This window comes from Pseudomonas mercuritolerans, assembly GCF_025706525.1.
GTDB lineage: Bacteria > Pseudomonadota > Gammaproteobacteria > Pseudomonadales > Pseudomonadaceae > Aquipseudomonas > Aquipseudomonas mercuritolerans.
Genome location: NZ_JAMSHA010000002.1, coordinates 330,223 through 354,333, shown reverse-complemented (window position 1 = coordinate 354,333; position 24,111 = coordinate 330,223). Strand labels below are relative to the sequence as shown.

Genomic DNA, 24,111 nt, shown 5'->3' with positions numbered 1-24,111 from the left:
TGCTATGCTGGTTTGACCGTGTCGATTGACGCCAAGCGCCAGCCAGGAGAGCCCGTCATGTCCCAGTCGCCGTCCCTGAGCCAGTTACGCGATCCCGAAGCCTTTCTGCGCCGCCACCTCGGCCCGGATGCCGCCGAGCAGCAGGCGATGCTCGACAGCCTTGGCCTTGGCAGTCGCGCCGAGCTGATCGAGCAGACCGTGCCGCCGGGCATTCGCTTCAATCGCGCACTGGATCTGCCGCCGGCTCTGGACGAACAGGCTGCACTGGCGAAGCTGCGCGGTTATGCCGAGCAGAATCAGCTGTTCACCAGCCTGATCGGCATGGGTTATCACGGCACTGTCACGCCGACCGTCATCTTGCGCAACGTGCTGGAAAATCCCGGCTGGTACACCGCGTACACCCCCTACCAACCAGAGATCGCCCAGGGCCGGCTCGAAGCCCTGCTGAATTTTCAGCAGCTGACCATCGACCTCACCGGCCTGGAACTGGCCAACGCCTCGCTGCTCGATGAGGCTACCGCAGCGGCCGAAGCCATGGCTTTGGCCAAGCGCGTGGCGAAGTCGAAGAGCAATCTGTTTTTTGTGGATGAAAATTGCCATCCGCAAACTCTCTCCGTGGTACAGACCCGCGCCGAAGGTTTCGGCTTCGAGCTGATCGTCGACACGGTGGATAACCTGGCGCAGCACGAGGTATTCGGCGCGCTGCTGCAATACCCCGACACCCACGGCGAAATCCGCGATCTCAAACCCTTGATCAACCACCTGCACGCGCAACAGGCGCTGGCCTGTGTCGCCACCGATTTGCTCAGCCTGCTGGTGCTGGCTCCGCCGGGTGAGTTGGGTGCCGATGTGGTGCTCGGTTCGTCCCAGCGTTTCGGTGTGCCGATGGGTTATGGCGGCCCGCACGCGGCGTTCTTCGCCAGCCGCGAGGAATACAAACGAGCGATTCCGGGGCGGATCATCGGTGTGTCGAAAGATGCTCGCGGCAACGTGGCGCTGCGCATGGCCCTGCAAACCCGCGAGCAACATATTCGCCGCGAGAAAGCCAATTCGAACATCTGCACCGCGCAGGTGCTGCTGGCCAATATCGCCAGTTGTTATGCGGTGTATCACGGCCCCGAGGGTTTGAAGCGTATCGCCCAGCGCGTGCATCGCCTGACCTGCATCCTCGCCGCCGGCCTTGAGCGCAACGGCATCAAACGGCTCAACAGGCAGTTCTTCGACACGCTGACGCTGGAGGTCGGCGGTGCGCAAACGGCGATCATCGAAAGTGCTCAGGCAGCGCAGATCAACCTGCGCATTCTTGGGCGCGGCCGCGTCGGTCTGAGTCTGGACGAGACCTGTGATGAACACACCGTGGCGAAACTGTTCGATGTGCTGCTCGGCGCCGATCACGGCCTGAGCGTGGATGCGCTTGATGCGCAGGACATCGCCTCGGGAATTCCCGACGAACTCCAGCGCAGTACGCCGTACCTGCAACATCCGGTGTTCAACGCTCACCACAGCGAAACCGAGATGCTGCGTTACCTCAAACAGCTGGAAAACAAGGATCTGGCGCTCAACCAATCGATGATCCCGCTGGGTTCGTGCACGATGAAACTCAACGCCACCAGCGAGATGATCCCTATCACCTGGCCGCAGTTCGCCAATCTGCACCCGTTCGTGCCCAGGGAGCAGGCTGTCGGCTACACGCTGATGATCGGCGAACTTGAGCGTTGGCTGTGTGCGATTACCGGTTTCGACGCGATCTGCATGCAGCCCAACTCCGGCGCCCAGGGCGAGTACGCCGGGCTCCTGGCGATCCGTAAATACCACGAGAGCCGAGGGGAGGGCGCGCGGGATATCTGTCTGATTCCGTCGTCGGCCCACGGCACCAATCCGGCCTCGGCGCAGATGGCCGGGATGCGTGTGGTCATTGTCGAATGCGATGAGGCGGGCAACGTTGATCTGGATGATTTGCAGCTGAAAGCCGCCGAGGCCGGGAACAAGTTGTCGTGCCTGATGGCAACCTATCCGTCGACCCACGGCGTTTACGAGGAAGGCATCAGCGAAATCTGCGCAGTGATCCATCAGCATGGCGGCCAGGTGTATATGGATGGCGCCAATCTCAATGCCCAGGTCGGCCTGGCCAGGCCGGCGGACATTGGCGCCGACGTGTCGCACATGAATCTGCACAAGACCTTTTGCATTCCCCATGGCGGCGGCGGGCCGGGCATGGGCCCGATCGGCGTTCGCGCGCATCTGGCGCCGTTCGTCGCCAACCATCCGGTGGTGCCGATTGACGGACCGCTGGCACAGAACGGCGCAGTCAGCGCAGCACCGTGGGGCAGTGCGAGCATTCTGCCGATCAGCTGGATGTACATCGCCATGATGGGCCCGCAACTGGCGGACGCCAGCGAGGTGGCGATTCTGGCGGCGAATTATCTGGCGCAGCATTTATCCGGCGCGTTCCCGGTGCTCTACACCGGGCGCAATGGCCGCGTGGCCCATGAGTGCATTCTTGATCTGCGCCCACTGAAGGCGCAGACCGGCATCAGCGAGGAAGACGTTGCCAAGCGGCTGATGGATTACGGCTTCCACGCGCCGACCATGTCCTTCCCGGTACCGGGTACGTTGATGGTCGAGCCGACCGAGAGCGAATCCAAGGCAGAACTCGACCGTTTCATCGCGGCGATGCTGAGCATTCGCGCCGAGATCAATGAAGTGCAGAAGGGCAACTGGCCGGGCGAAGACAACCCGCTCAAACGCGCGCCGCATACCCTGGCCGATGTCACTGGAATCTGGGAACGGCCCTACAGCATCGAACAGGGCATCACCCCGGATGCGCACACTCGATTGCACAAATATTGGCCGGCGGTGAATCGGGTGGATAACGTTTATGGCGATCGCAATCTGTATTGCGCCTGTGTCCCGGTGGAGGATTACCGCTGATCTCTAAATCCACCACCGTCCGTGTGGGAGCGAGCCTGCTCGCGAAAGCAATCGTCCAGCCAGCATTTTCGGTGACTGGCTCACCGCTTTCGCGAGCAGGCTCGCTCCCACAAGGGATGGTGGTGAGGCGGTAATCCGGGCAAAAAAATGCCGCTCGATCGAGCGGCATTTTTCATGGCGCGAGCCTTACTCGGAAGCCACGGCGTTCTTCGCCAGGATTGCGTTCGCCAGTTCCATGTCCGAAGCCTGCAGGCCCGGGTTGTCGGCGCGGACTTTCTGCATGGCTGCTTCCAGGTACGGGCCACGGATGCCGCCGTCGCTGGCGACGAAGCTGCCGGCGTCGTCCTGGGCGGCGACGATCAGCTTGTGATCCTTGAACGTCAGGTAGGTCGAACCGGTGGTGGCACCGGAGGAGATGACGTTACGCCAAAAGCTGTCCGCCATGGCCGAACCAACGGGAAGCGACAGCAGGGCCAAGGTGGCGACAGCGAGTTTGAGACGCATGATGAGGTGACTCCTGGGATTGACTACGGCGTTGGATAGCCGATCCCCAATCCAGTTCCGTGCCGACTCATTTCAACTCACTTTGCGGTGTCACCCGCAGCACTTCCTCCACCGTGGTCAGCCCCGCCGCAACTTTCTGCGCGCCGGAGAGGCGCAGGCTGCGCATGCCTTCCTTGAACGCCTGGCGCCTGATCGCGGTGAGGTCGGTATCCGGGGTGATCAGCGCCTTGAGGCTGTCACTCAGTTGCATGATTTCGTACACGCCGGCGCGGCCGCGATAGCCGGTGTCGCGGCATTCCAGGCACCCGATCGCCCGTTGCGCATTGCTCGGCAGCGGCGCCTGCCAGGGCCGGGTCAGGGTTTGCCAGTCTTCATCTTCGAGCGTCAGCGGCGCCTTGCAGTGCGGGCACAACGTGCGCACCAGACGCTGAGCCATGACGCCGAGCACGGTGGCTTTGATCAGGTAATGCGGTACGCCCAGTTCGAGCAAGCGACTGATGGCGCTCGGCGCATCGTTGGTGTGCAGAGTGGACAGGACCAAGTGCCCTGTGAGCGCGGCCTGAATCGCCATTTCCGCAGTTTCCAGATCGCGGATCTCGCCGATCATGATGATATCCGGGTCCTGCCGCATCAGCGCGCGCACCCCGGCGGCGAAAGTCAGCTCAATGTTGTGCTGCACCTGCATCTGGTTGAAGGCCGGCTCGACCATTTCGATCGGGTCTTCGATGGTGCAGAGGTTAACCTCCGGCGTCGCCAGTTTTTTCAGCGTGGTGTACAGGGTGGTGGTCTTGCCCGAGCCGGTCGGCCCTGTGACCAGAATGATGCCGTTGGGCTGGCGGGTCATGTCCTGCCAGCGGCGCAGGTCGTCGGCGCTGAAACCCAACTGGTCGAAATTCTTCAGCAGCACTTCCGGATCGAAAATCCGCATGACCATTTTTTCGCCGAACGCGGTCGGCAAGGTCGATAGCCTCAGCTCCACTTCGCCGCCATCCGGAGTCTTGGTCTTGACCCGGCCATCCTGGGGTTTGCGCTTTTCCGCGACGTTCATGCGGCCAAGACTTTTCAGGCGGCTGACGATCGCCATGGTCACCTGCGGCGGGAATTGATAGACGTTGTGCAGCACGCCGTCGATGCGAAAGCGCACGGTGCCGTGCTCGCGGCGCGGTTCGATGTGGATATCGCTGGCGCGCTGCTGGAAGGCGTACTGGAACAGCCAGTCGACGATGTTGACGATGTGCGCGTCGTTGGCGTCCGGCTCCTGATCGCTGGCACCGAGATTGAGCAGTTGTTCGAAATTGCCGAGATTGCCGCCCTGGGCGTCGGCATTGCTGGCACCGCTGACCGATTTGGCCAGCCGGAAAAACTCGACGCTAAAGCGCTGGATGTCGACCGGGTTGGCCACGACACGTTTGATCGGCAGCTTCAATACGTGGGTCAGGTCAGCTTCCCAACCGCTGACGTAGGGCTGAGCGCTGGCCACGGTGACCGAGTCGCGGTCCACGGCGACGGCGAGAATCTTGTGGCGCTGGGCGAAGGCATAGGACATCAGCGGCGTGATCGCCGCGACATTGATTTTCAGCGGATCAATGCGCAAATACGGCTGACCGGCCTGTTGCGCCAGCCACAGGGTCAGGCTTTCCAGATCCAGATGTTTGCCCGGACGGCTGAGGTCGTCGAGTTGCTGGCTGGCGATGAATTCCAGCGGATGCATCTGCCCGTGAGCAGCATGGCGACGGCGGGCATTGAGCGCCTGTTCCGCCGCGTCCTGGCAGATGAAGCCTTGGGCGACCAGTTCCCGTAATACATCGTTGAGGTCCAGCCAGCGGTCCTGAGTGACAAATTGAACGGACATGTGGCTTTCCTTTTTGAGCGTCATGCGCAAAAGGATAGTCGTGGCCCCGCTGACCGTTGGGCCACTACCCGACGAAGCCGTTGCCGGATTTGTCAGCCGGCAGCCTGTGCGGGCGCCTGCCACGCCGCGTCGGCGTTGTGCAGATCCACCGCGCAGACGCTGATCAGGTTGCGCAGTTTTTCCGCGATCACTTGCGCGCGATGCCAGCTCAGGCCGCTCATGAGCAGATCGATCGACAGCAGATCGTCCTGGCGCTGGACGTTGACCTGCTCCGGCGTCAGAAACTGCAAGGCGAACAGATTCAGCACCCGCACCAGCAGATCCGGCTCCGCCTCGGCGAGGATCTGGTACTGCGCCCGGCAGTGGGCGTTATTGACGTTCCAGACATCAGCGCGGGCGGCGGGGCTGTTCACGGCTTCAAGGTGCGGCATGGCGAGTCTCCAAAGTCACTGGAGAAATTTTTACATTCGGCGTGGGGTATTTCTTGGCTATGATCGGCGTCCAAAGCGAAATATCGAAAGATATGATTCGCTGAAGTCGATCTTTGAGGATTTTTTATGCACAGCGAGCTGGACGCCTACGACCGCAAGATTCTCGCCTTGCTCCAGGAAGACGCTTCGCTGTCGAGCGCGCAGATCGCCGAGCAGGTGGGCCTGTCGCAATCGCCGTGCTGGCGGCGGATTCAGCGGATGAAGGAGGAGGGCATCATTCGCGGCCAGGTGACCTTGCTGGATCGCAAGAAGATCGGCCTGAACACGCAGATCTTCGCCGAAATCAAACTCAACGCCCACGGCCGCTCGAACTTCACCGAGTTCACCGAGGCGATTCGCGGCTTTCCGGAAGTGCTGGAGTGTTATGTGCTGATGGGGGCGGTGGATTTCATGCTGCGCATTGTCGCGGCGGATATCGAGGCGTACGAGCGGTTCTTTTTCGAGAAGCTGTCGCTGGTGCCGGGGATACAGGAAGTGAATTCGATCGTGGCGCTGTCGGAGATCAAGTCCACCACCAGCCTGCCGGTCTAGTGCGGATGGCCTTTGTGCCGAGGGGATTTTACTGTGGCGGGGGTATTTACTGTGGCGAGGGGATTTATCCCCGATGGACTGCGCAGCAGTCCCCGCTTTTTCAAGAGCGGGGCCGCTTTGCGACCCAGCGGGGATGAATCCCCTCGCCACAGGGGCATCACATGCGCAGAAGGATTTTCCAGGCGCGGTTCTGGTACACCGCAATCGCCTGATGCTTGCGCGCATCGAGCAGTTCGTCGGTGATGGTCGGCTCGTTGGCCAGTTGCGCCAGTTTGTTCAGCTCACCGTACAGGCGATCCATTTCCGGGATGTCCAGCACGTTGCGCGCATGGTGCAACCAGACCTGAATGCGTTCGATACGCGGCAGTTGTTCAGCAAGATCTTCCGGCTGCTGCTGATAGCGTTGCAGCTGCAGAGCAGTGGCTTCTTCGCCCAGCAGACGCGGCAACCAGCTGTGCAGTTGCGCGTCCCCCTGACGATTACCGCGAGTATTGCGTTCGGCGGTCCAGGTGCGGGCCAGCAGCCAGCGTGAAGCGTTCAGCGAGAACTGGCCCCAGCGCGGGTCTTCCAACTCTTCGAGGAACTGCTCAGGCGCGGCTTTGCGCACATCTTCGTCTTCGATGCCGACCTGTACCAACGGGCGCCAGTCTTCCAGCAAGGCATCGAGGGCCACGCGCAAATCGTGGGTCGACTGACGCGGCGCCGCCTGGCCGAGGCTGCTGAGCAGGGCGCGCATTTCCGCGAGGTTCTCGACCCAGTCCTGCAGCAGACGCCAGTGGCCGTTGAAGCGATATTGTTCGGCCAGACGCTGGCTGCTGCCGAGCAGATGCCAGCTCAGCGCGGCGAAGGCGTCGTCGAGACGGGTTTCAGTGGTCAGCTGCGGCGCTGGCAGGCTCAGCGAGTAGCTGTTGGCGTCGTGCAGGCGATAACCACGCTCGGCCTTGCTGATATCGCATGGCATCAGCGCCAGGGTTTCGGCCAGTTCGGCAGCCAGTTCCAGCAACGCGGCAGGCTCGCCTTCGCGCAGCTCCAGTTCGAGCTCGCAGATTTCTTCCTTCTGCTTGCCAACCACCACGTGACCGAGGTCCAGCGCGGCTTCGATGACCACTTTGGTCTTGCCACGGCCCCAGGCGATTTCGGCGCGCTCGCGGACGAAATCGGTGGTGAAGATCGGCTTGAGGGTTTTCTTGTCCAGCTCGGCCAGTGCCTCGGGCCAGCATTCGCCGTCGAGTTTCTTTACGTCGAGCTTGGCTTTCGGGAGTTTCCAGTCGTACTCGTTACGCTCGGACAGACCGGCGACGCTCTGGCCACGGGTCTTTAGGGTCTGAATCACTTCGTCACCGTCCTTGCGCAGGCGCAGGGCGACTTTGGCCTGGGCGAGGTCGCGCTCGGGGGTGTCGAAGTACTGGTTCATCAACTCACGGCGTTCCCAGCCACTTTTGTTGCGTTTCTTCAGCAGCGGGTGCTCGCGCAGGGCGGCGAGGGTTTCGCGGCTGACGCGGAGTTTGATTTCAGTTTCTTTTTGCATGGCCGGAACATCCAGAATCGGGAGCGCAGCCGGGGGAATGGGTGGCTGCCAAGGCCGTGCAGTGTACAGGAGTCAAACTTCCTACGCCCTGCGGCGGTTTATTCCGCGCGCCGGATGGTTCTATAGTGGGCCTCAATCCGGGACCTGGAGTCAGTGATGCCATTGCCGTCCATGCAAGACCAGTTCGCCGCGCTGATTGCCGCGCCATCGGTCAGCTGTACCCAACCGAACCTGGATCAGTCCAACCGCGCCGTCATCGATCTGCTGGCGGGCTGGCTCGGTGACCTGGGTTTCAGCTGCGATATCCAGCAGGTCAGCCCCGGCAAATTCAATCTGCTCGCCAGTTTCGGCAGCGGCCCCGGCGGCCTGGTGCTGGCCGGGCACAGCGACACCGTGCCGTACGACGATGCGTTGTGGCAGACCGATCCGCTGAAGCTCACCGAAGTCGACGGTCGCTGGGTCGGGCTGGGCAGTTGTGACATGAAGGGCTTCTTCGCGCTGATCATCGAAGCCGTGCGGCCGCTGCTCGATCAGCCGTTCAAGCAACCGCTGCTGATCCTCGCCACCTGCGACGAAGAAAGCTCGATGTCCGGCGCCCGCGCACTGGCCGAGGCCGGGCAACCGTTGGGCCGCGCGGCGGTGATCGGCGAGCCGACCGGGCTCAAGCCGATTCGCATGCACAAAGGCATCATGATGGAGCGCATCGACATCCTCGGGCAGAGCGGCCACTCGTCTGATCCGCGTCTGGGCCACAGCGCGCTTGAAGCGATGCACGATGCCATCGGCGAACTGCGTGGTTTGCGCCTGTTGTGGCAGCGCGAATTCAGCAATCCACAATTCAGCGTGCCGCAACCGACGATGAACTTCGGTTGCATTCATGGCGGCGACAATCCCAATCGCATCTGCGGCCAGTGTTCGCTGGAGTTCGACCTGCGGCCGCTGCCGGGCATGGACCCGAACCTGCTGCGCGCGGAAATCCTGCGCAAGCTCAATCCGGTGGCCGAGCGGCATAAGGTGAAGATCGATTACCGACCGCTGTTCCCGGAAGTACCGCCGTTCGAACAGTCCGAGGATGCCGAACTGGTGCGCATCGCTGAAAAGCTCACCGGCCATTGCGCCGAAGCAGTAGCGTTCGGCACCGAAGCGCCTTATCTTCAGCGCCTCGGCTGCGAAACCATCGTCCTCGGCCCCGGCGACATTGCCTGCGCGCATCAACCCGGCGAGTACCTTGAAATGTCACGTTTGCAGCCTACCGTGCATCTGATTCGGCAGTTGATTGAACATTACTGCCTGAAGGATTGAACGCATTCCTCGTAGGAGCTGCCGAAGGCTGCGATCTTTTGATCTTGATCTTTAAAGCAACATCAAAAGATCGCAGCCTGCGGCAGCTCCGACAGGGCACAGTTAAATTACCGGGAATCTAACCCGTATTCATGAGGAGAGCGCGCGTGTCGCCAAGCCTGTTCCGACGATAACCATCAGCCCGCTGTGCGTTTTTCGTTTCGCCCCTTTTTTCGGCTGCTCTTTATTACAGGCCCAGGTTCATGCCCGAATACGTCAATTGGCTTCGCCACGCGTCTCCCTACATCAATGCCCACCGCGATTGCACCTTCGTCGTCATGCTGCCCGGCGACGGCGTCGAGCATCCGAATTTCGGCAATATCGTCCACGACCTGGTCTTGCTGCACAGTCTGGGCGTGCGTCTGGTGCTGGTGCACGGCTCGCGCCCGCAGATCGAAACCCGCCTCGCCGCCCGTGGCCTGACCCCGCATTACCATCACGGTATGCGCATCACCGATGCCGCGACGCTGGAATGTGTGATCGATGCGGTCGGCCAGTTGCGCATCGCCATCGAAGCGCGCCTGTCGATGGACATGGCTTCGTCGCCGATGCAGGGCTCGCGCCTGCGCGTGGCCAGCGGCAACCTCGTCACCGCGCGGCCGATCGGTGTGCTGGAAGGTGTCGACTATCACCACACCGGTGAAGTGCGGCGGGTTGACCGCAAGGGCATCAATCGCCTGCTCGATGAACGCTCGATCGTATTGCTGTCGCCGCTGGGCTATTCGCCGACCGGCGAAATCTTCAACCTCGCCTGCGAAGATGTCGCCACCCGCGCCGCGATTGATCTGGGCGCGGACAAGCTGCTGTTGTTCGGCGCCGAGCTCGGCCTGATCGACGAGAACGGCAAACTGGTGCGCGAACTGCGCCCGCAGCAAGTGCCGGCACATTTGCAGCGTCTGGGCATGAGCAACTATCAAGCGGAGTTGCTCGATGCCGCCGCCGAAGCCTGCCGTGGCGGCGTGGCGCGCAGTCATATCGTCAGTTACGCCGAAGACGGCGCACTGCTGACCGAACTGTTCACCCGTGACGGTGGCGGTACGCTGGTGGCGCAGGAGCAGTTCGAACTGGTGCGCGAGGCGGCGATTGAAGACGTCGGTGGCCTGCTCGACCTGATCAGTCCGCTGGAAGAGCAGGGCATTCTGGTGCGCCGTTCGCGGGAAGTGCTGGAGCGCGAGATCGAGCAGTTCAGCGTGGTCGAGCGTGAAGGGATGATCATCGCCTGTGCGGCGCTGTATCAGATTGCCGATTCCGATGCCGGCGAGCTGGCGTGTCTGGCGGTGAACCCGGAATACCGCCACGGCGGTCGCGGTGACGAATTGCTCGAACGCATCGAGACCCGGGCGCGGGCGCAGGGTTTGAAAACCCTGTTCGTGCTCACCACGCGTACTGCGCACTGGTTCCGCGAGCGTGGGTTCGAGCCTAGCAGCGTGGAACGCCTGCCAGCGGCACGGGCGTCGCTGTACAACTATCAGCGCAACTCGAAGATCTTCGAAAAGACCCTCTGAACAACAGCGAGGTGTCCTGTGGCGAGGGGATTCATCCCCGCTGGGTCGCATAGCGGCCCCCTATGTTTTCACTTGGAAACGCAAGGGGACTGCTGCGCAGTCCAGCGGGGATAAATCCCCTCGCCACGGGGTTGCATTCAGTCAGTGATGAACTTGGCGCTGACGTACGGCGAATAATCCGCCAGCACCGTCTCGACCTTGCCCTGTTCCTTCAAGAATTTCGCCGTTTCGGCAATGGCCTTGGCGGTGCCGCCGTCCAGCAGCGCCGTGCTTTGCTGCGCCTTGGCATCCGGGAACGCCGAACCGGCCAGCAGTTCCGGCACATCTGCTGTATTGGCACCGGTCAATTTGGCGATTTTCTGCACAGGCACCGAGTCAGCCGTCCAGCTGTCTTTGTGTGCGGCGTAATCAGCGAACGACTCCAGGGTGACCCTGGCAAACCTGGCCACGACCTCGGGATGCTTCTCGGCAAAATCCTTGCGCGCTACCCATACCTCAAAGGTCGGCGCACCCCACTGGCCGACCTGGGCGGCGTCGGTCAGGGTCTTGCCGGTCTTGCGGATCTCGCCTAGCGCCGGCGACCAGACAAACGCCCCGTCGATGTCGCCACGCTTCCACGCGGCGGCGATTTCCGCCGGTTGCAGGTTGACCACTTTGACTTGCGAAGTATTCAGGCCCCAGTGCTTGAGTGCGCCGAGCAGACTGTAGTGCGAGGTCGACACGAACGGCGTGGCGATGGTCTTGCCGATCAGGTCCTGCGGCGTGTCGATGCCGCTGCCGTTGCGCACCACCAGGGCTTCGGCGGCATTGATCTGCGCCGAAACAATGAACGCCACGATGGGCAGATTACGTGAGGCCGCCGCAGCCAGAGGGCTGGAGCCGAGGTTGCCGATCTGCACGTCGCCGGAGGCAATGGCTGTGACGACTTCCGGGCCGCTGTTGAAGCGGCGCCAGTCGATCTTCTCGCCAATGGTTTTTTCGTAGACGCCATCGGCCTGCGGCACCTTGCTCGGGTCGATGCCGGTTTGATAGCCCACAGTCAGACCGGCGGCCTGTGCGGAAAAACAAAACAGTGCCGACACACAAACTGTAACAAATTGACTTGATAGTGCGCGTTTCGCCATGATGCGTCGCCTTTTCGATGGGATTTGCCGTGTTGGGAGTACGGCAAAGCTAATCGATCTAAAAAAAGGTCAACAAATACCATTTAGGAATGAGCTTAGGCGCCGATACGCTGTTTCCCGGCGCGTATGGCCATTAATGGGCCATATACCCGAATGGTATGAAAAAGAATGAATAAATTCTTTTTGGGATTATCAGGAAGTCTTTACGCTGCAGGGACCAAATCACTAGCGATTAGACGATGGTCGTAGACATACAAGGTTACGATTGACTTGGCAGTCACGGTCTGGCGCTAATCGCGAATCTTAGGATTCAGGGCAAATCGACCCCGAACCAGGAACACAAGAATTAGAACGAGAGGAGCGATACATGAACAAGTCCACCTTGGCCCTGGCTGTGGCCGTTGGGGTTATGGCGCAGCAGGCAGGCGCCGCCGGTTTCATCGAAGACAGCAAGGCTACTCTGGGTCTGCGCAACTTCTATATCAACACTGATAACCGTAACGGCAACGCCGAACCTAGTCGCAACGAAGAATGGGGCCAAGGCTTCGATCTGCGTTTCATCTCCGGTTACACCCAAGGCACCGTCGGCTTCGGTATCGATGCCATCGGCCTGTTGGGCGTACGTCTGGATTCGGGCGGCGGCACCAACGGTAACGTTGCCTCCGGCGGTGGCCCAGGCACTGCTTACGGCGGCACTGTTTTCCCAAGCGAATCCAATGGCGAAGCTGTTGATAACTTCTCCAGCCTGGGTCTGACGGCCAAGGCCAAGATCTCCCAGACCGAACTGAAGCTGGGTACTCTGCAGCCGAAGAACCCGGTCATCGTCACCAACGATGGTCGTCTGTTGCCGCAAACCTGGCAGGGTGGCCAGATCACCTCCGGCGAGATCAAGGACCTGACGCTGGTCGGTGGCCAGATCGAGCACGTGAAAGGTCGTAACTCCAGCAACAATGAACAGCTGTCCATCGGTGGTGCAAACGCGCGCACCGCGAACAGCAACAAGTTCATCTATGCCGGTGGCGATTACAAGATCACCAAAGACCTGACGGCCCAGTACTACTACGGCAACCTGGAAAACTTCTACAAGCAGCATTTCCTGGGTCTGGTGCATAACTGGTCGATCGGCCCTGGCGTGCTGAAGTCCGATTTCCGTTACTTCAATAGCTCCGACGACGGTCGTAATGGCGATGAATCTGCCTATTTCAGCAACGGTGCCTACGGCAACAGTTCGCTGGGTAACGGCAAAGGCAAGGTCGACAACAATCTGTACAGCGGCTTGTTCCTGTACACCGTTGCTGGTCATACCTTCGGTGGCGGTTACCAGGTTTCCAACGGTAGCAGCGACTTCCCTTGGCTGAACCAGGGCGATGGTTCGTCGAACTACACCATCACCGACATGCAGATCCAGAAGTTCAACCGTGCCGGCGAGCGCACCTGGCAAGCACGTTACTCCTATGACTTCGCCAAGGTTGGCGTGCCTGGCCTGACCGCAGGCATGGTTTACCTGCGTGGCGACAACGTCGATACCTACGCGAGCCGTGTGCAAACCTCCAATGGCGCTTCCGAGTGGGAACGCGATCTGACCGTGGCGTACGTTGTTCCGGAAGGCCCGTTGAAGAACGTGGGCGTGATGTGGAAAAACGCTACCTGGCGCACCGACATCGCTGGTCAACGCGACCAGGACGAAAACCGCCTGATCCTCAGCTACTCGATCCCGCTGTTGTAATAGCGCTCGAGCAACTGAAGCAAAAAAAAGCCCCGTCCGGCATCGCGCCGGGCGGGGCTTTTGCGTTTCGAGTCAGGCTCACCCCCGTAAGCCTTTCTCGATTTCCCTCTTTGCTGCAACTCAAGGCCTTCTCGAACCTTGTGCTGGATGTTCGTCGCGATGCCGTCTGGTGTCCAATGAACAGATGTTTAATATTCACTAATGATCTAGATATCTAGTTATTTATTCTTTTTCACACTGATTGATCCCGAGCTACAGTTGTTGTCTCCCATCCCTCATCAGGAGCAGCACCATGAGCCTCAGACTCGGCGACATCGCCCCCGATTTCGAACAGGACTCCAGCGCCGGCAAGATTCGTTTCCACGAATGGCTGGGCGATAGCTGGGGCGTGCTGTTTTCCCATCCGGCGGACTTCACTCCGGTGTGCACCACCGAGCTGGGCTTCACCGCCAAGCTCAAGGATGAATTCAGCCAGCGTGGCGTCAAGGCCATCGCGCTGTCGGTCGACCCGGTGGACTCGCACCACAAGTGGATCGAGGACATCAACGAAACCCAGAACACTATCGTCAATTTCCCGATCCTGGCCGATGCCGATCGCAAGGTCTCCGATCTCTACGACCTGATCCACCCGAATGCCAATGACACCCTGACCGTACGTTCACTGTTCGTCATCGATCCGAACAAGAAGATCCGCCTGACCATTACCTACCCGGCGAGCACCGGGCGCAATTTCCACGAGATCCTGCGGGTGATCGACTCGCTGCAGCTCACCGACAATTACAAGGTGGCCACCCCGGCCAACTGGCAGGACGGTGAAGAGGTGGTGATCGTGCCGTCGCTCAAGGATGAGGACGAGATCAAGCAGCGCTTCCCGAAAGGCTATCGCGCGGTGAAGCCGTACCTGCGCCTGACGCCGCAGCCGAACAAATAGGATTTGCGGTGTCTTCACCGCCGCTTTCGCGAGCAGGCTCGCTCCCACATTTGCAATGCATTCCCTGTGGGAGCGAGCCTGCTCGCGAAGGCGTCAGCCCAGGCACTTGAGAATCCAAAATCACATCGCAGGGGAATTTTGGCCGTTTCGACGGCCCTTTTTTTCGCCTGAAATCTGCTGAACGGCATATCTCTTAAATGCATAACCAAATGAATAAATATGATTTATGGATATATAAATCAGCTGGTAAGGTCACTGCCATTGAAGCGAGATCGCAGCCTGCGAATCGCCTGTAACGCTTAAAGGAATCTGCAATGCTGGTCGTCTCACTCGGTGGCAGCCCCAGCCTGCGCTCCCGTTCCGGGGTGCTGCTGGAGCGTTCGCAACGCTGGTTGCAACAGCAAGGGGTGGAAGTGGTGAGTTATCAGGTGCGGGACTTCCCGGCCGAGGATCTGCTCCACGCGCGCTTCGACAGCCCGAAGGTCCTCGACCTGCTGCAACAGATCGCAAACGCCGATGGCCTGCTGATCGCCACTCCGGTGTACAAGGCCTCGTTTTCCGGTGCGCTGAAGACCCTGCTGGATCTGCTCCCCGAGCGTGCCTTGAATCACAAGGTAGTCTTGCCGATGGCTACCGGCGGCAGCATCGCCCACATGCTGGTGGTCGATTACGCCCTCAAGCCTGTGCTGTCGGCACTCAAGGCCCAGGAAATGCTTCAGGGCATTTTCGCCGAGGACAGCCAGATCGCTTATGGCGAAGGCAGTGCCGCCGCGCAACTGGCGCCGGCCCTGGAGCAACGCTTGCACGAGGCCCTGGACCAGTTCATCGGCGCCATGGCGCGCCGGCCGAAACCGCTGGAGCCAGGCCTGCTGAACGAACGTTTGTTGAGTGCTCGCTGGAGCATTTAAGCCTCATCGAAATTTGAAGTACTCGCCTTACTCGCCCGCCAACGGGCAAGCAGGTGCAGCCAAAACCCAACAGCAAAAAGGAGAGCGCTATGCGCACTGTATTTTTGCGTCGTGGTCTGGTCGCTCTGTTTGCTGCGGCTGTCACCTTCGGCGCCATCACCCAAGCTCAAGCCGAGACATTGCGGATCGGTTATCAGAAGTACGGCACGCTGGTGCTGCTCAAAGCCAAAGGCACGCTGGAAAAACGCCTCGCCGCGCAAGGCGTCGACGTGCAATGGACCGAGTTTCCCGGCGGCCCGCAACTGCTCGAAGGCCTCAACGTTGGCTCGATCGATTTCGGCGTGACCGGCGAAACCCCACCGGTTTTCGCTCAAGCTGCCGGCGCTGATCTGCTCTACGTTGCCTACGAACCGCCAGCGCCGAACAGCGAAGCGATCCTCGTGCCGAAGGACTCGCCGATCAAATCGGTGGCCGACCTCAAAGGCAAGAAAGTCGCCCTGAACAAAGGCTCCAACGTGCACTACCTGCTGGTGCGCGCGCTGGAAGACGCCGGCCTCAAGTACAGCGATATTCAGACCGTGTTCCTGCCACCGGCCGATGCCCGCGCTGCGTTCGAACGTGGCAGTGTCGACGCCTGGGTCATCTGGGATCCGTATCAGGCCGCTGCCGAGAAACAACTGCAAGCGCACACCCTGCGCGATGGCAAAGGCATCGTCGACAACCACCAGTTCTATCTCGCGACCAAACCTTACGCGCAGAAAAATCCCGAGGTGATCAAGACCCTCGTGGAAGAGGTGCGCGCGGTTGGTGAATGGTCGCAAGCCAATCCCGAAGACGTGACGCAACAGGTCGCGCCACTGCTTGGCCTGCCGGCGGACATCACCCTGACCTCGGTGAAACGCCAGGGCTACGGCGCGCTGTTCCTGACCCCGGAAGTGGTCGCCGCGCAACAGAAAATCGCCGACACGTTCTTCCAGCTCAAGCTGATTCCCAAGCCGTTGAGCATCAAGGATGTGATCTGGACCCCGCCGGCCGCTGTGGCCCAAAGCTCCCAAGCCCAGTAATTCGAATCCACAAGGAGACCACTCCATGAGCCTCAATATCTTCTGGTTCCTGCCAACCCACGGCGACGGCCATTACCTTGGCACCGCCGAAGGCGCCCGCGCGGTTGATCACGGCTATCTACAACAGGTCGCGCAAGCGGCGGATCGCCTGGGTTTTGGCGGTGTGCTGATTCCGACCGGGCGTTCCTGCGAAGACTCATGGCTGGTGGCAGCCTCGCTGATTCCGGTGACCCAGCGCCTGAAGTTTCTGGTCGCCCTGCGCCCCGGGATCATCTCCCCGACGGTCGCCGCGCGGCAGGCAGCGACGCTGGATCGTTTGTCCGGCGGGCGTGCGCTGTTCAATCTGGTCACCGGTGGCGACCCGGAAGAACTGGCCGGTGACGGTCTGTTCCTCAACCATGAAGAACGCTATCAGGCCTCGGTGGAATTCACCCGCATCTGGCGCCGTGTGCTGGAAGGCGAAACCGTCGATTACGACGGCGAGCACATCAGCGTGAAGGGCGCGAAGCTGCTGTATCCGCCGATCCAGCAACCGCGTCCGCCGCTGTATTTCGGTGGCTCTTCGGAAGCGGCGCAGGATCTGGCCGCCGAGCAGGTCGAGATGGTGCTGACCTGGGGCGAACCACCGGCAGCGGTTGCCGAGAAGATCGCACAAGTCCGGGCCAAAGCCGCCAAACTCGGCCGTGCCGTGCGCTTCGGCATTCGTCTGCATGTGATCGTGCGTGAAACCAACGCCGAAGCCTGGCAGGCTGCGGACCGGCTGATCTCGCATCTGGACGACGACACCATCCAGCGTGCCCAGGCGTCGCTGGCGCGTTTCGACTCGGTCGGCCAGCAACGCATGGCCGCGCTGCACGGCGGCAGCCGCGATAACCTTGAAGTCAGCCCCAACCTCTGGGCCGGCGTCGGTCTGGTACGTGGCGGTGCCGGTACTGCGCTGGTCGGCGATGGCCCGACCGTGGCCGCGCGGGTCAAGGAATATGCCGATCTGGGCATCGACACCTTCATCTTCTCCGGTTATCCACACCTCGAAGAATCGTATCGGGTGGCCGAGCTGCTGTTCCCACACCTCGACGTTGAACGCCCGGAACTGCCGAAGAGCGCCGGTTACGTCAGCCCGTTCGGCGAGATGGTCGCCAACGACATCCTGCCCAAAGCCGCATCGCAGAGCTGAGGCGCAGCCATGAACAAATTTATCCACAGCCTTGCGCCTTGGGCGTTGCCGGTGTTGCTGCTGGCGGTGTGGCAGTTGTCGGTGTCGGCCGGTTGGTTGTCGACGCGGATTCTGCCGGCACCGGTGGCGGTGATCGAAGCCGGCGTCAGTCTGGTGCGCAGCGGCGAGATCTGGACACACCTGGCGATCAGCGGCTGGCGCGCAGCACTCGGTTTCACCATCGGCGGCAGCATCGGTCTGGTGCTGGGTTTCATCACCGGCCTGTCGAAGTGGGGCGAGCGCCTGCTCGACAGCTCGGTACAGATGATCCGCAACGTGCCGCATCTGGCGCTGATTCCGCTGGTGATCCTGTGGTTCGGCATCGACGAGTCAGCGAAGATTTTTCTCGTGGCGCTGGGCACCTTGTTTCCGATTTACCTGAACACGTATCACGGCATCCGCAACGTCGACCCGGCGCTGGTGGAGATGGCGCGCAGTTATGGCCTGAGCGGCTTCAGCCTGTTCTGGCAGGTGATTCTGCCGGGTGCGCTGCCGTCGATTCTGGTCGGCGTGCGCTTCGCCCTGGGCTTCATGTGGCTGACGCTGATCGTCGCCGAAACCATCTCGGCCAGCTCCGGCATCGGCTATCTGGCGATGAACGCTCGAGAGTTCTTGCAGACCGATGTGGTGGTGCTGGCGATCCTGCTTTACGCGGTGCTCGGCAAACTCGCCGACCTCGCCGCCCGTGGACTTGAACGTGTGTGGCTGCGCTGGCATCCGGCCTATCAGGTTGCCAAGGGAGGTGCGGCATGACCGCTCAACAACCTCCACGCCTGCTGCGCGGGATTCCGCTGGCGGTGCGCAATCTGCAGAAAACCTTCGGCGCGCGGCAGGTGTTGCGCGACATCGATCTGCACATTCCGGCGGGGCAGTTTGTCGCCGTGGTCGGGCGCAGCGGTTGTGGCAAGAGCACGTTCTTGCGCTTGCTCGCCGGCCTCGACCAACCCACTGGCGGCGAGCTGCTGGCCGGCTCCGCGCCGCTCAGCCAGGCGCGCGACGATACGCGGCTGATGTTCCAGGAAGCGCGGCTGCTGCCGTGGAAAAGGATCATCGACAACGTCGGTCTCGGCCTCAAGGGCAACTGGCGCCAGCAAGCGCTGGATGCACTGGAAGCCGTGGGTCTGGCTGATCGCGCCAATGAGTGGCCGGCGGCATTGTCCGGTGGCCAGAAGCAGCGCGTGGCGCTGGCCCGGGCGCTGATTCACCAGCCGCGTCTGCTGCTGCTCGACGAACCGCTCGGCGCACTGGATGCCCTGACCCGCATCGAGATGCAGCAACTGATCGAACGGCTGTGGCAGCAACACGGTTTTACCGTGCTGCTGGTGACCCATGACGTCAGTGAAGCGGTGGCGATCGCCGATCGGGTGATTCTGATCGAGGACGGCGAAGTTGGCCTCGACCTGCACGTCGATCTGCCGCGCCCCAGGGTGCGTGGCTCGCATCGCCTCGCCGCACTGGAAACCGAAGTGCTCAACCGTGTTCTGTCCCTGCCCGGCGAACCGCCGGCGCCGGAACCCGTTTCACCCCTGCCTGCGCAATTGCGTTGGGCGCAATGAAGCAGCTGCAAGCTTCAAGCTACAAGCCGCAAGAACAAGCCTGGTGCTTTTACTTGCAGCTTATAGCTTGCCGCTTGCAGCTCATTTCGATCCTAGGAGAAATGCCATGACTATCAAAGCCATCAACGTGCGCAACCAGTTCAAAGGCTCGATCAAGGAAATCGTCCTCGGCGACGTGCTGTCGGAAATCGACGTGCAGACCGCTTCGGGCATCGTCACTTCGGTGATCACTACCCGCTCTGTGAAAGAGCTGGAGTTGGTGGTCGGCAGTGAGGTGATCGCCTTTGTGAAATCCACCGAGGTGTCGATCGCCAAGTTGTAAGTCGGTGAACAAAAAACAACCCCGGAGGGTGTGAGCCCTGCGGGGTTTTTTGTGCCTGTCGCGGATTCGGCGGCGCGGCTTTCGCGAGCAGGCTCGCTCCCACAGGGGAACGCATTTCAAATGTGGGAGCGAGCCTGCTCGCGAAAGGGCCGGTGCATGCGCTAGAGATTTCTTTTGGGTAAATATGGCGGAAGGTACAACCCGATATAGGCATCAAATACGCGCATCCCTTCCTCGGCCATGCGCGGGGTGATCTGCCCGTGCTGCTGCACCGAACGAGCATAAACCCGGTCGCCCAGCTCCATCGCCAGGGCAAACACATCGACATCGTCCGGCAGCCTCGGCAATTCGAAATGCTGGTCGAACAACTTGTGCATCAGGTCGCCCAGTTCCAGATCGTGCTGGCGGTCAGCCTGGGTCACTTCGGTCAGGCCGTGTTGCGCCAGAATCAATTGCCGCGCGGCCGCATCCTGGTCGTAGATCTCGAGCATGCGCTGTTCGACCAGTCGCGACAGGTCTCGCCAGTCGCGTAACGCGTCGTGGTCGATCGGCGCTTGCAGGCAGGCGCGGAAGGCTGCGTGGACATCGGCGGTCAGGGCTTCAAGCAGCGCCGGGACGCTGGCGAAGAAGTGATATACGGAAGAGGGCGGAATCTGCGCGCGCTCGGCGACGCTGTAGATCGACAGACTGGCCACGCCCTCGGCCGCCAGCAGCGTGCGCGCGGCATCGAGTATCGAATCGATCCGCGCCTGGCTGCGGGCACGGGGTTTGCGAACGGTGGCGGGACGCGTCATGGAAGTCTCCTGCGGGGCAGCGGGCATTGTACGCGGAGCGCCCGGTGTTCGACATTCCTGAGTGGCAGACTGTGGCGAGGGGATTTATCCCCGTTGGGTAGCGAAGCGACCCCAAATCCAGCCAATGCGGTGTATCAGCAAAATCTGGTCATCAGGTTTTACGACTGCTTCGCAGCCGAACGGGGATAAATCCCCTCGCCACAGAATCAATACCCCGCCCTTGTGGGAGCTGGCTTGCCAGCGAACCGCCGCAGGCGGCCATAAAAAAACGCCGTGGGCGCGAAGCCAACGGCGTTCCTTTGGACGTTACAACGCTTACACGGTATGCAGATACCAGTTGTACTCAAGGTCGGAGATGGAGTGTTCGAACTCCTCCAGCTCGCTTTCCTTGCAGGCGACGAAGATATCGATGTACTTCGGATCGATGTACTTGGCCATCACCTCGCTGTCGTCCAGCTCGCGCAGGGCATCGCGCAAGTTGTTCGGCAGGCTCTGTTCGTTCTGCTCGTAGCTGTTACCTTCGACAGGCGCGCCCGGTTCGATCTGGTTGACCAGGCCGTGATGCACGCCGGCCAGTACCGAAGCCATCAGCAGGTACGGGTTGGCGTCGGCGCCGGCCACGCGGTGCTCGATACGTACGGCATCGGCAGAGCCGGTCGGTACGCGAATCGCCACGGTGCGGTTGTCCAGGCCCCAGCACGGCGAGTTCGGTACGTAGAACTGCGCGCCGAAGCGACGGTAGGAGTTGACGTTCGGGCAGAGGAAAGCCATCTGCGCCGGCAGGGTCTCGAGCACACCGCCGATCGCGTGACGCAGCGCGGCGTTCTGCTCGGGATCCTCGCTGGCAAAAATGTTTTTGCCGGCTTTGTCCAGAATCGAAATGTGTACGTGCAGACCATTGCCCGCCTGGCCCGGATAAGGCTTGGCCATGAAGGTGGTGTCCATTTCATGGTCGTAGGCGATGTTCTTGATCAGACGCTTGAGCAGGACGGCGTAGTCGCAGGCCTTGATCGGGTCGGCGACGTGGTGCAGGTTCACTTCGAACTGCGCCGGGGCACTTTCCTTGACGATCGCATCGGCCGGGATGCCTTGCTCTTTGGCACCTTCCAGAATGTCCTGGAGGCAGTCGACGTATTCGTCGAGGTCGTCGATCAGGTAGACCTGCGTCGAGTGCGGGCGTTTGCCGGAGATCGGCGAGCGTGGCGGCTGCGGACGGCCGTTCACGTTTTCCTGGTCGATCAGGTAGAACTCGAGTTCGAAGGCGGCGCAGATGGTCAGGCCGAGCTCGTCGAACTTGGTCACCACTTGGCGCAGCACTTCACGGGGATCGGCGAAGAACGGATCGCCTTCGAGTTCGTGCATAGTCATCAACAGCTGCGCGGTCGGGCGCTTCTGCCATGGCTCGTTGCACAGGGTATCGGGGATCGGATAGCAGATACGATCGGCGTCGCCGATGTCCAGGCCCAGCCCGGTGCTTTCCACCGTGGAGCCGTTGATATCCAGAGCAAATAGAGAGGCCGGCAGGTTGATGCCTTTCTCGTAAACCTTGTGGAGGCTGGTGCGTTCGATGCGCTTGCCGCGCACCACACCATTCATATCCGCAATCAGAAGGTCAACGTACAGAACCTCAGGATGTTCCTTAAGGAACGCGTTCGCTTCGTTAAGCTGAACGGCACGCGGGGGTACCGACATGATGCAACACCTTTGTTGTTAAAAATATCAATCATTGATCTTTTCTGGTTTCAGTCAACCCGAACGGCCTGCCGAAGTCAAGCGAGGCCTTTTTTGCCCCGAAAAAGCGCTTTGAGGGCATTTATGGGGCATTTTGGGGCAGTTTTTCCAACCTTGAACGTTGCTCAGCTGCGGGCTTGAGCAGGCCGTGTTGTATTTTTTACGGGGGTGTTGTGTAAAAAAATGAACAAGGCTAAGCTCCGGTCAAACCCATAACAGCAATAATACCGGGGTGCTTCATGTCTCGCCTGCCGTTAATCGGCATCACCGACTGCTCGCAACAGTCCGGTCTGCATGCTCATCACATCAGTGGCGATCAATCCGTCCGTAGCGCAGCCAGCAAGGCGCGCAGCCTGTCGACGACACGCTCGTCAACATCCGGCAAAACGGCAGCGTCCGATATTCTGGACGTCGGGCACAGCATCCGCTTTATGGCGTCTCCTTTCACTATAGAACTCTTTCCCTCCCAAAGCCCGTGCTGCACTCAGCGTCATGCTTGTGATTCTGCACGTTCGCAAAGTGCACGGGAAATGCAACGCCAGCGTCAAGGGCAGGTAAGCTCCTCTTTCATTGTCTATGCGCGGTGCCAGGCGTAAGCCGGCACTGCGCGAGCAAGCCCCCTTTAACGCGACGCCGCAAGCGTCAAAATTGCCTGACATCGCGTCAGGAGACTCAGCCCAGAGGCATTTATGAGTAACAACCTCGACCAGCTCACCGATTGGTTGAAAGACCGCAAGATCACAGAAGTCGAATGCATGATCGGCGACTTGACCGGCATTACCCGGGGCAAGATTTCGCCGACCAACAAGTTCATCGCCGAGAAAGGCATGCGTCTGCCGGAGAGCGTGCTGCTGCAGACCGTGACCGGCGACTACGTCGAAGACGACATCTATTACGAACTGCTCGACCCGGCCGACATCGACATGATCTGCCGCCCCGACCAGAACGCCGTGTACCTGGTGCCGTGGGCCATCGAGCCGACCGCGCAGGTGATCCACGACACTTACGACAAGCAAGGCAACCCGATCGAGCTGTCGCCGCGCAACGTCCTCAAGAAAGTCTTGAAGCTGTATGCCGACAAGGGCTGGCAGCCAATCGTGGCGCCGGAAATGGAGTTCTACCTGACCAAGCGCAGCGACGACCCCGACTATCCGTTGCAGCCGCCGATCGGCCGCTCGGGCCGTCCGGAAATCGGCCGGCAGTCGTTCTCCATTGAAGCGGCCAACGAATTCGACCCACTGTTCGAAGACGTCTACGACTGGTGCGAATTGCAGGAGCTGGACCTCGATACGCTGATCCACGAAGACGGCACCGCGCAGATGGAAATCAACTTCCGTCACGGTGACGCCCTGTCGCTGGCCGATCAGATTCTGGTGTTCAAGCGCACCATGCGCGAAGCCGCGCTCAAGCACGACGTAGCGGCGACGTTCATGGCCAAGCCAATGACCGGTGAGCCGGGCAGCGCCATGCACCTGCACCAGAGCATCATCGACATTCAGACCGGCAAGAACGTCTTCTCCAACGAAGACGGGACGATGAGCCAACTATTCCTGCACCACATCGGTGGTCTGCAAAAACTGATCCCCGAGCTGTTGCCGCTGTTCGCGCCGAACGTCAACTCGTTCCGCCGCTTCCTCCCGGACACTTCGGCACCGGTAAACGTCGAGTGGGGCGAAGAGAACCGTACCGTCGGCCTGCGCGTACCGGATGCCGGCCCGCAGAACCGCCGCGTGGAAAACCGTCTGCCGGGCGCCGACGCCAACCCGTACCTGGCGATTGCCGCGAGCCTGCTCTGCGGTTACATCGGCATGGTCGAGGGCCTGAACCCGAGCGCGCCTGTGGTCGGCCGTGGTTACGAGCGCCGCAACCTGCGCCTGCCGCTGACCATCGAGGACGCGCTGGAGCGTATGGAAAACAGCGCGACCATCGAGAAGTACCTCGGCAAGACCTTCATCACCGGCTACGTCGCGGTCAAGCGGGCCGAGCATGAAAACTTCAAGCGCGTGATCAGTTCCTGGGAGCGTGAGTACCTGCTCTTCGCCGTCTGATGCGCCGGGCG

Annotated in this window: 20 protein-coding genes; 13 read left to right on the top strand and 7 right to left on the bottom strand. The window is 60.9% G+C overall.

Annotated features, from left to right (window positions below; translation table 11 throughout):
- Positions 1 to 57: 57 nt before the first annotated feature.
- On the top strand, positions 58 to 2,931 hold the full coding sequence (gcvP, locus tag ND528_RS06365; RefSeq protein WP_263469934.1) for an aminomethyl-transferring glycine dehydrogenase: 2,874 nt from the start codon (positions 58 to 60) through the stop codon (positions 2,929 to 2,931).
- A gap of 186 nt (positions 2,932 to 3,117) precedes the next feature.
- On the opposite strand, the gene ND528_RS06360 is transcribed toward gcvP, so the two are convergent.
- The 3 genes from ND528_RS06360 to ND528_RS06350 all read right to left on the bottom strand — a co-directional run bounded on the left by ND528_RS06360 (position 3,118) and on the right by ND528_RS06350 (position 5,718).
- Positions 3,118 to 3,438, bottom strand: coding sequence for a DUF2388 domain-containing protein (locus tag ND528_RS06360; protein WP_172667868.1), 321 nt, complete (start codon positions 3,436 to 3,438; stop codon positions 3,118 to 3,120).
- A gap of 64 nt (positions 3,439 to 3,502) precedes the next feature.
- A complete protein-coding gene (locus tag ND528_RS06355) occupies positions 3,503 to 5,287 on the bottom strand; it encodes a GspE/PulE family protein (RefSeq protein WP_024014732.1) in 1,785 nt (594 codons plus the stop codon).
- 92 nt (positions 5,288 to 5,379) lie between these two features.
- Positions 5,380 to 5,718: a hypothetical protein gene (locus tag ND528_RS06350; RefSeq protein ID WP_130909952.1), complete on the bottom strand. Its 339-nt coding sequence runs from the start codon at positions 5,716 to 5,718 to the stop codon at positions 5,380 to 5,382.
- 126 nt (positions 5,719 to 5,844) lie between these two features.
- Here ND528_RS06350 and ND528_RS06345 point away from each other — a divergent pair, with 126 nt between their 5' ends.
- Complete coding sequence (locus tag ND528_RS06345; protein WP_024014730.1) at positions 5,845 to 6,309, top strand: Lrp/AsnC family transcriptional regulator; 465 nt, start codon at positions 5,845 to 5,847, stop codon at positions 6,307 to 6,309.
- Between the two features lie 157 nt (positions 6,310 to 6,466).
- On the opposite strand, the gene ND528_RS06340 is transcribed toward ND528_RS06345, so the two are convergent.
- A complete protein-coding gene (locus ND528_RS06340) occupies positions 6,467 to 7,837 on the bottom strand; it encodes a CYTH domain-containing protein (protein ID WP_122692352.1) in 1,371 nt (456 codons plus the stop codon).
- 156 nt (positions 7,838 to 7,993) lie between these two features.
- On the opposite strand from ND528_RS06340, the gene argE reads away from it, so the two are divergent.
- Complete coding sequence (gene argE / locus ND528_RS06335) at positions 7,994 to 9,139, top strand: acetylornithine deacetylase (protein ID WP_263469933.1); 1,146 nt, start codon at positions 7,994 to 7,996, stop codon at positions 9,137 to 9,139.
- Positions 9,140 to 9,381: 242 nt separating this feature from the next.
- Entirely contained in the window at positions 9,382 to 10,683 is a 1,302-nt protein-coding gene (gene argA / locus ND528_RS06330) for an amino-acid N-acetyltransferase (protein WP_016772647.1), read from the top strand.
- A 137-nt stretch (positions 10,684 to 10,820) separates the two neighbouring features.
- Here the strand turns inward: argA and tauA are convergent, their stop codons facing one another.
- The gene (tauA, locus tag ND528_RS06325; protein ID WP_263470093.1) at positions 10,821 to 11,810 is read right to left on the bottom strand and encodes a taurine ABC transporter substrate-binding protein; all 990 of its coding nucleotides are present in this window, start codon (positions 11,808 to 11,810) and stop codon (positions 10,821 to 10,823) included.
- 364 nt (positions 11,811 to 12,174) lie between these two features.
- Here tauA and ND528_RS06320 point away from each other — a divergent pair, with 364 nt between their 5' ends.
- From ND528_RS06320 to ND528_RS06285, 8 genes are all read left to right on the top strand, one after another.
- Positions 12,175 to 13,533, top strand: coding sequence for an OprD family porin (locus ND528_RS06320; protein WP_137214357.1), 1,359 nt, complete (start codon positions 12,175 to 12,177; stop codon positions 13,531 to 13,533).
- A gap of 292 nt (positions 13,534 to 13,825) precedes the next feature.
- Positions 13,826 to 14,464 carry a peroxiredoxin gene (locus ND528_RS06315; RefSeq protein WP_024014725.1) on the top strand — a complete coding sequence of 213 codons (639 nt, stop codon included), beginning with the start codon at positions 13,826 to 13,828 and terminating at the stop codon, positions 14,462 to 14,464.
- A gap of 314 nt (positions 14,465 to 14,778) precedes the next feature.
- Positions 14,779 to 15,372, top strand: a complete 594-nt coding sequence (ssuE, locus tag ND528_RS06310; protein ID WP_016772651.1) for an NADPH-dependent FMN reductase — start codon at positions 14,779 to 14,781, stop codon at positions 15,370 to 15,372.
- Between the two features lie 89 nt (positions 15,373 to 15,461).
- Positions 15,462 to 16,436 (top strand): sulfonate ABC transporter substrate-binding protein, encoded by a 975-nt coding sequence (locus ND528_RS06305; RefSeq protein ID WP_110644464.1) that lies wholly within the window; start codon positions 15,462 to 15,464, stop codon positions 16,434 to 16,436.
- Positions 16,437 to 16,461: 25 nt separating this feature from the next.
- On the top strand, positions 16,462 to 17,610 hold the full coding sequence (gene ssuD, locus ND528_RS06300; RefSeq protein ID WP_263469932.1) for an FMNH2-dependent alkanesulfonate monooxygenase: 1,149 nt from the start codon (positions 16,462 to 16,464) through the stop codon (positions 17,608 to 17,610).
- A gap of 9 nt (positions 17,611 to 17,619) precedes the next feature.
- Entirely contained in the window at positions 17,620 to 18,402 is a 783-nt protein-coding gene (ssuC, locus tag ND528_RS06295) for an aliphatic sulfonate ABC transporter permease SsuC (RefSeq protein WP_027610511.1), read from the top strand.
- Positions 18,399 to 19,205 carry an aliphatic sulfonates ABC transporter ATP-binding protein gene (gene ssuB, locus ND528_RS06290; RefSeq protein ID WP_130912673.1) on the top strand — a complete coding sequence of 269 codons (807 nt, stop codon included), beginning with the start codon at positions 18,399 to 18,401 and terminating at the stop codon, positions 19,203 to 19,205. Before ssuC ends, ssuB begins: the two co-directional genes overlap by 4 nt.
- Positions 19,206 to 19,311: 106 nt before the next feature.
- The gene (locus tag ND528_RS06285) at positions 19,312 to 19,527 is read left to right on the top strand and encodes a TOBE domain-containing protein (RefSeq protein ID WP_003229256.1); all 216 of its coding nucleotides are present in this window, start codon (positions 19,312 to 19,314) and stop codon (positions 19,525 to 19,527) included.
- 161 nt (positions 19,528 to 19,688) lie between these two features.
- Here the strand turns inward: ND528_RS06285 and ND528_RS06280 are convergent, their stop codons facing one another.
- Both ND528_RS06280 and ND528_RS06275 read right to left on the bottom strand, forming a co-directional pair.
- The gene (locus ND528_RS06280) at positions 19,689 to 20,321 is read right to left on the bottom strand and encodes a TetR/AcrR family transcriptional regulator (RefSeq protein ID WP_095181294.1); all 633 of its coding nucleotides are present in this window, start codon (positions 20,319 to 20,321) and stop codon (positions 19,689 to 19,691) included.
- A 315-nt stretch (positions 20,322 to 20,636) separates the two neighbouring features.
- The gene (locus ND528_RS06275; RefSeq protein ID WP_039757469.1) at positions 20,637 to 22,013 is read right to left on the bottom strand and encodes a glutamine synthetase family protein; all 1,377 of its coding nucleotides are present in this window, start codon (positions 22,011 to 22,013) and stop codon (positions 20,637 to 20,639) included.
- 728 nt (positions 22,014 to 22,741) lie between these two features.
- Between ND528_RS06275 and ND528_RS06265 the strand changes: the two genes are divergently transcribed.
- Positions 22,742 to 24,100 carry a glutamine synthetase family protein gene (locus tag ND528_RS06265; protein ID WP_016772658.1) on the top strand — a complete coding sequence of 453 codons (1,359 nt, stop codon included), beginning with the start codon at positions 22,742 to 22,744 and terminating at the stop codon, positions 24,098 to 24,100.
- The last annotated feature ends 11 nt before the right edge of the window (positions 24,101 to 24,111 follow it).

Coding starts and splice junctions, on each gene's coding strand:
- ND528_RS06315 (WP_024014725.1), top strand. CDS start 13,826: ATGAGCCTCAGACTCGGCGACATCGCCCCCGATTTCGAACAGGACTCC.
- ND528_RS06320 (WP_137214357.1), top strand. CDS start 12,175: ATGAACAAGTCCACCTTGGCCCTGGCTGTGGCCGTTGGGGTTATGGCG.
- ND528_RS06280 (WP_095181294.1), bottom strand. CDS start 20,321: ATGACGCGTCCCGCCACCGTTCGCAAACCCCGTGCCCGCAGCCAGGCG.
- ND528_RS06275 (WP_039757469.1), bottom strand. CDS start 22,013: ATGTCGGTACCCCCGCGTGCCGTTCAGCTTAACGAAGCGAACGCGTTC.
- argE (WP_263469933.1), top strand. CDS start 7,994: ATGCCATTGCCGTCCATGCAAGACCAGTTCGCCGCGCTGATTGCCGCG.
- ND528_RS06305 (WP_110644464.1), top strand. CDS start 15,462: ATGCGCACTGTATTTTTGCGTCGTGGTCTGGTCGCTCTGTTTGCTGCG.
- ND528_RS06340 (WP_122692352.1), bottom strand. CDS start 7,837: ATGCAAAAAGAAACTGAAATCAAACTCCGCGTCAGCCGCGAAACCCTC.
- ND528_RS06355 (WP_024014732.1), bottom strand. CDS start 5,287: ATGTCCGTTCAATTTGTCACTCAGGACCGCTGGCTGGACCTCAACGAT.
- ssuB (WP_130912673.1), top strand. CDS start 18,399: ATGACCGCTCAACAACCTCCACGCCTGCTGCGCGGGATTCCGCTGGCG.
- ssuD (WP_263469932.1), top strand. CDS start 16,462: ATGAGCCTCAATATCTTCTGGTTCCTGCCAACCCACGGCGACGGCCAT.
- ssuE (WP_016772651.1), top strand. CDS start 14,779: ATGCTGGTCGTCTCACTCGGTGGCAGCCCCAGCCTGCGCTCCCGTTCC.
- ssuC (WP_027610511.1), top strand. CDS start 17,620: ATGAACAAATTTATCCACAGCCTTGCGCCTTGGGCGTTGCCGGTGTTG.
- argA (WP_016772647.1), top strand. CDS start 9,382: ATGCCCGAATACGTCAATTGGCTTCGCCACGCGTCTCCCTACATCAAT.
- ND528_RS06350 (WP_130909952.1), bottom strand. CDS start 5,718: ATGCCGCACCTTGAAGCCGTGAACAGCCCCGCCGCCCGCGCTGATGTC.
- ND528_RS06265 (WP_016772658.1), top strand. CDS start 22,742: ATGAGTAACAACCTCGACCAGCTCACCGATTGGTTGAAAGACCGCAAG.
- ND528_RS06285 (WP_003229256.1), top strand. CDS start 19,312: ATGACTATCAAAGCCATCAACGTGCGCAACCAGTTCAAAGGCTCGATC.
- gcvP (WP_263469934.1), top strand. CDS start 58: ATGTCCCAGTCGCCGTCCCTGAGCCAGTTACGCGATCCCGAAGCCTTT.
- ND528_RS06345 (WP_024014730.1), top strand. CDS start 5,845: ATGCACAGCGAGCTGGACGCCTACGACCGCAAGATTCTCGCCTTGCTC.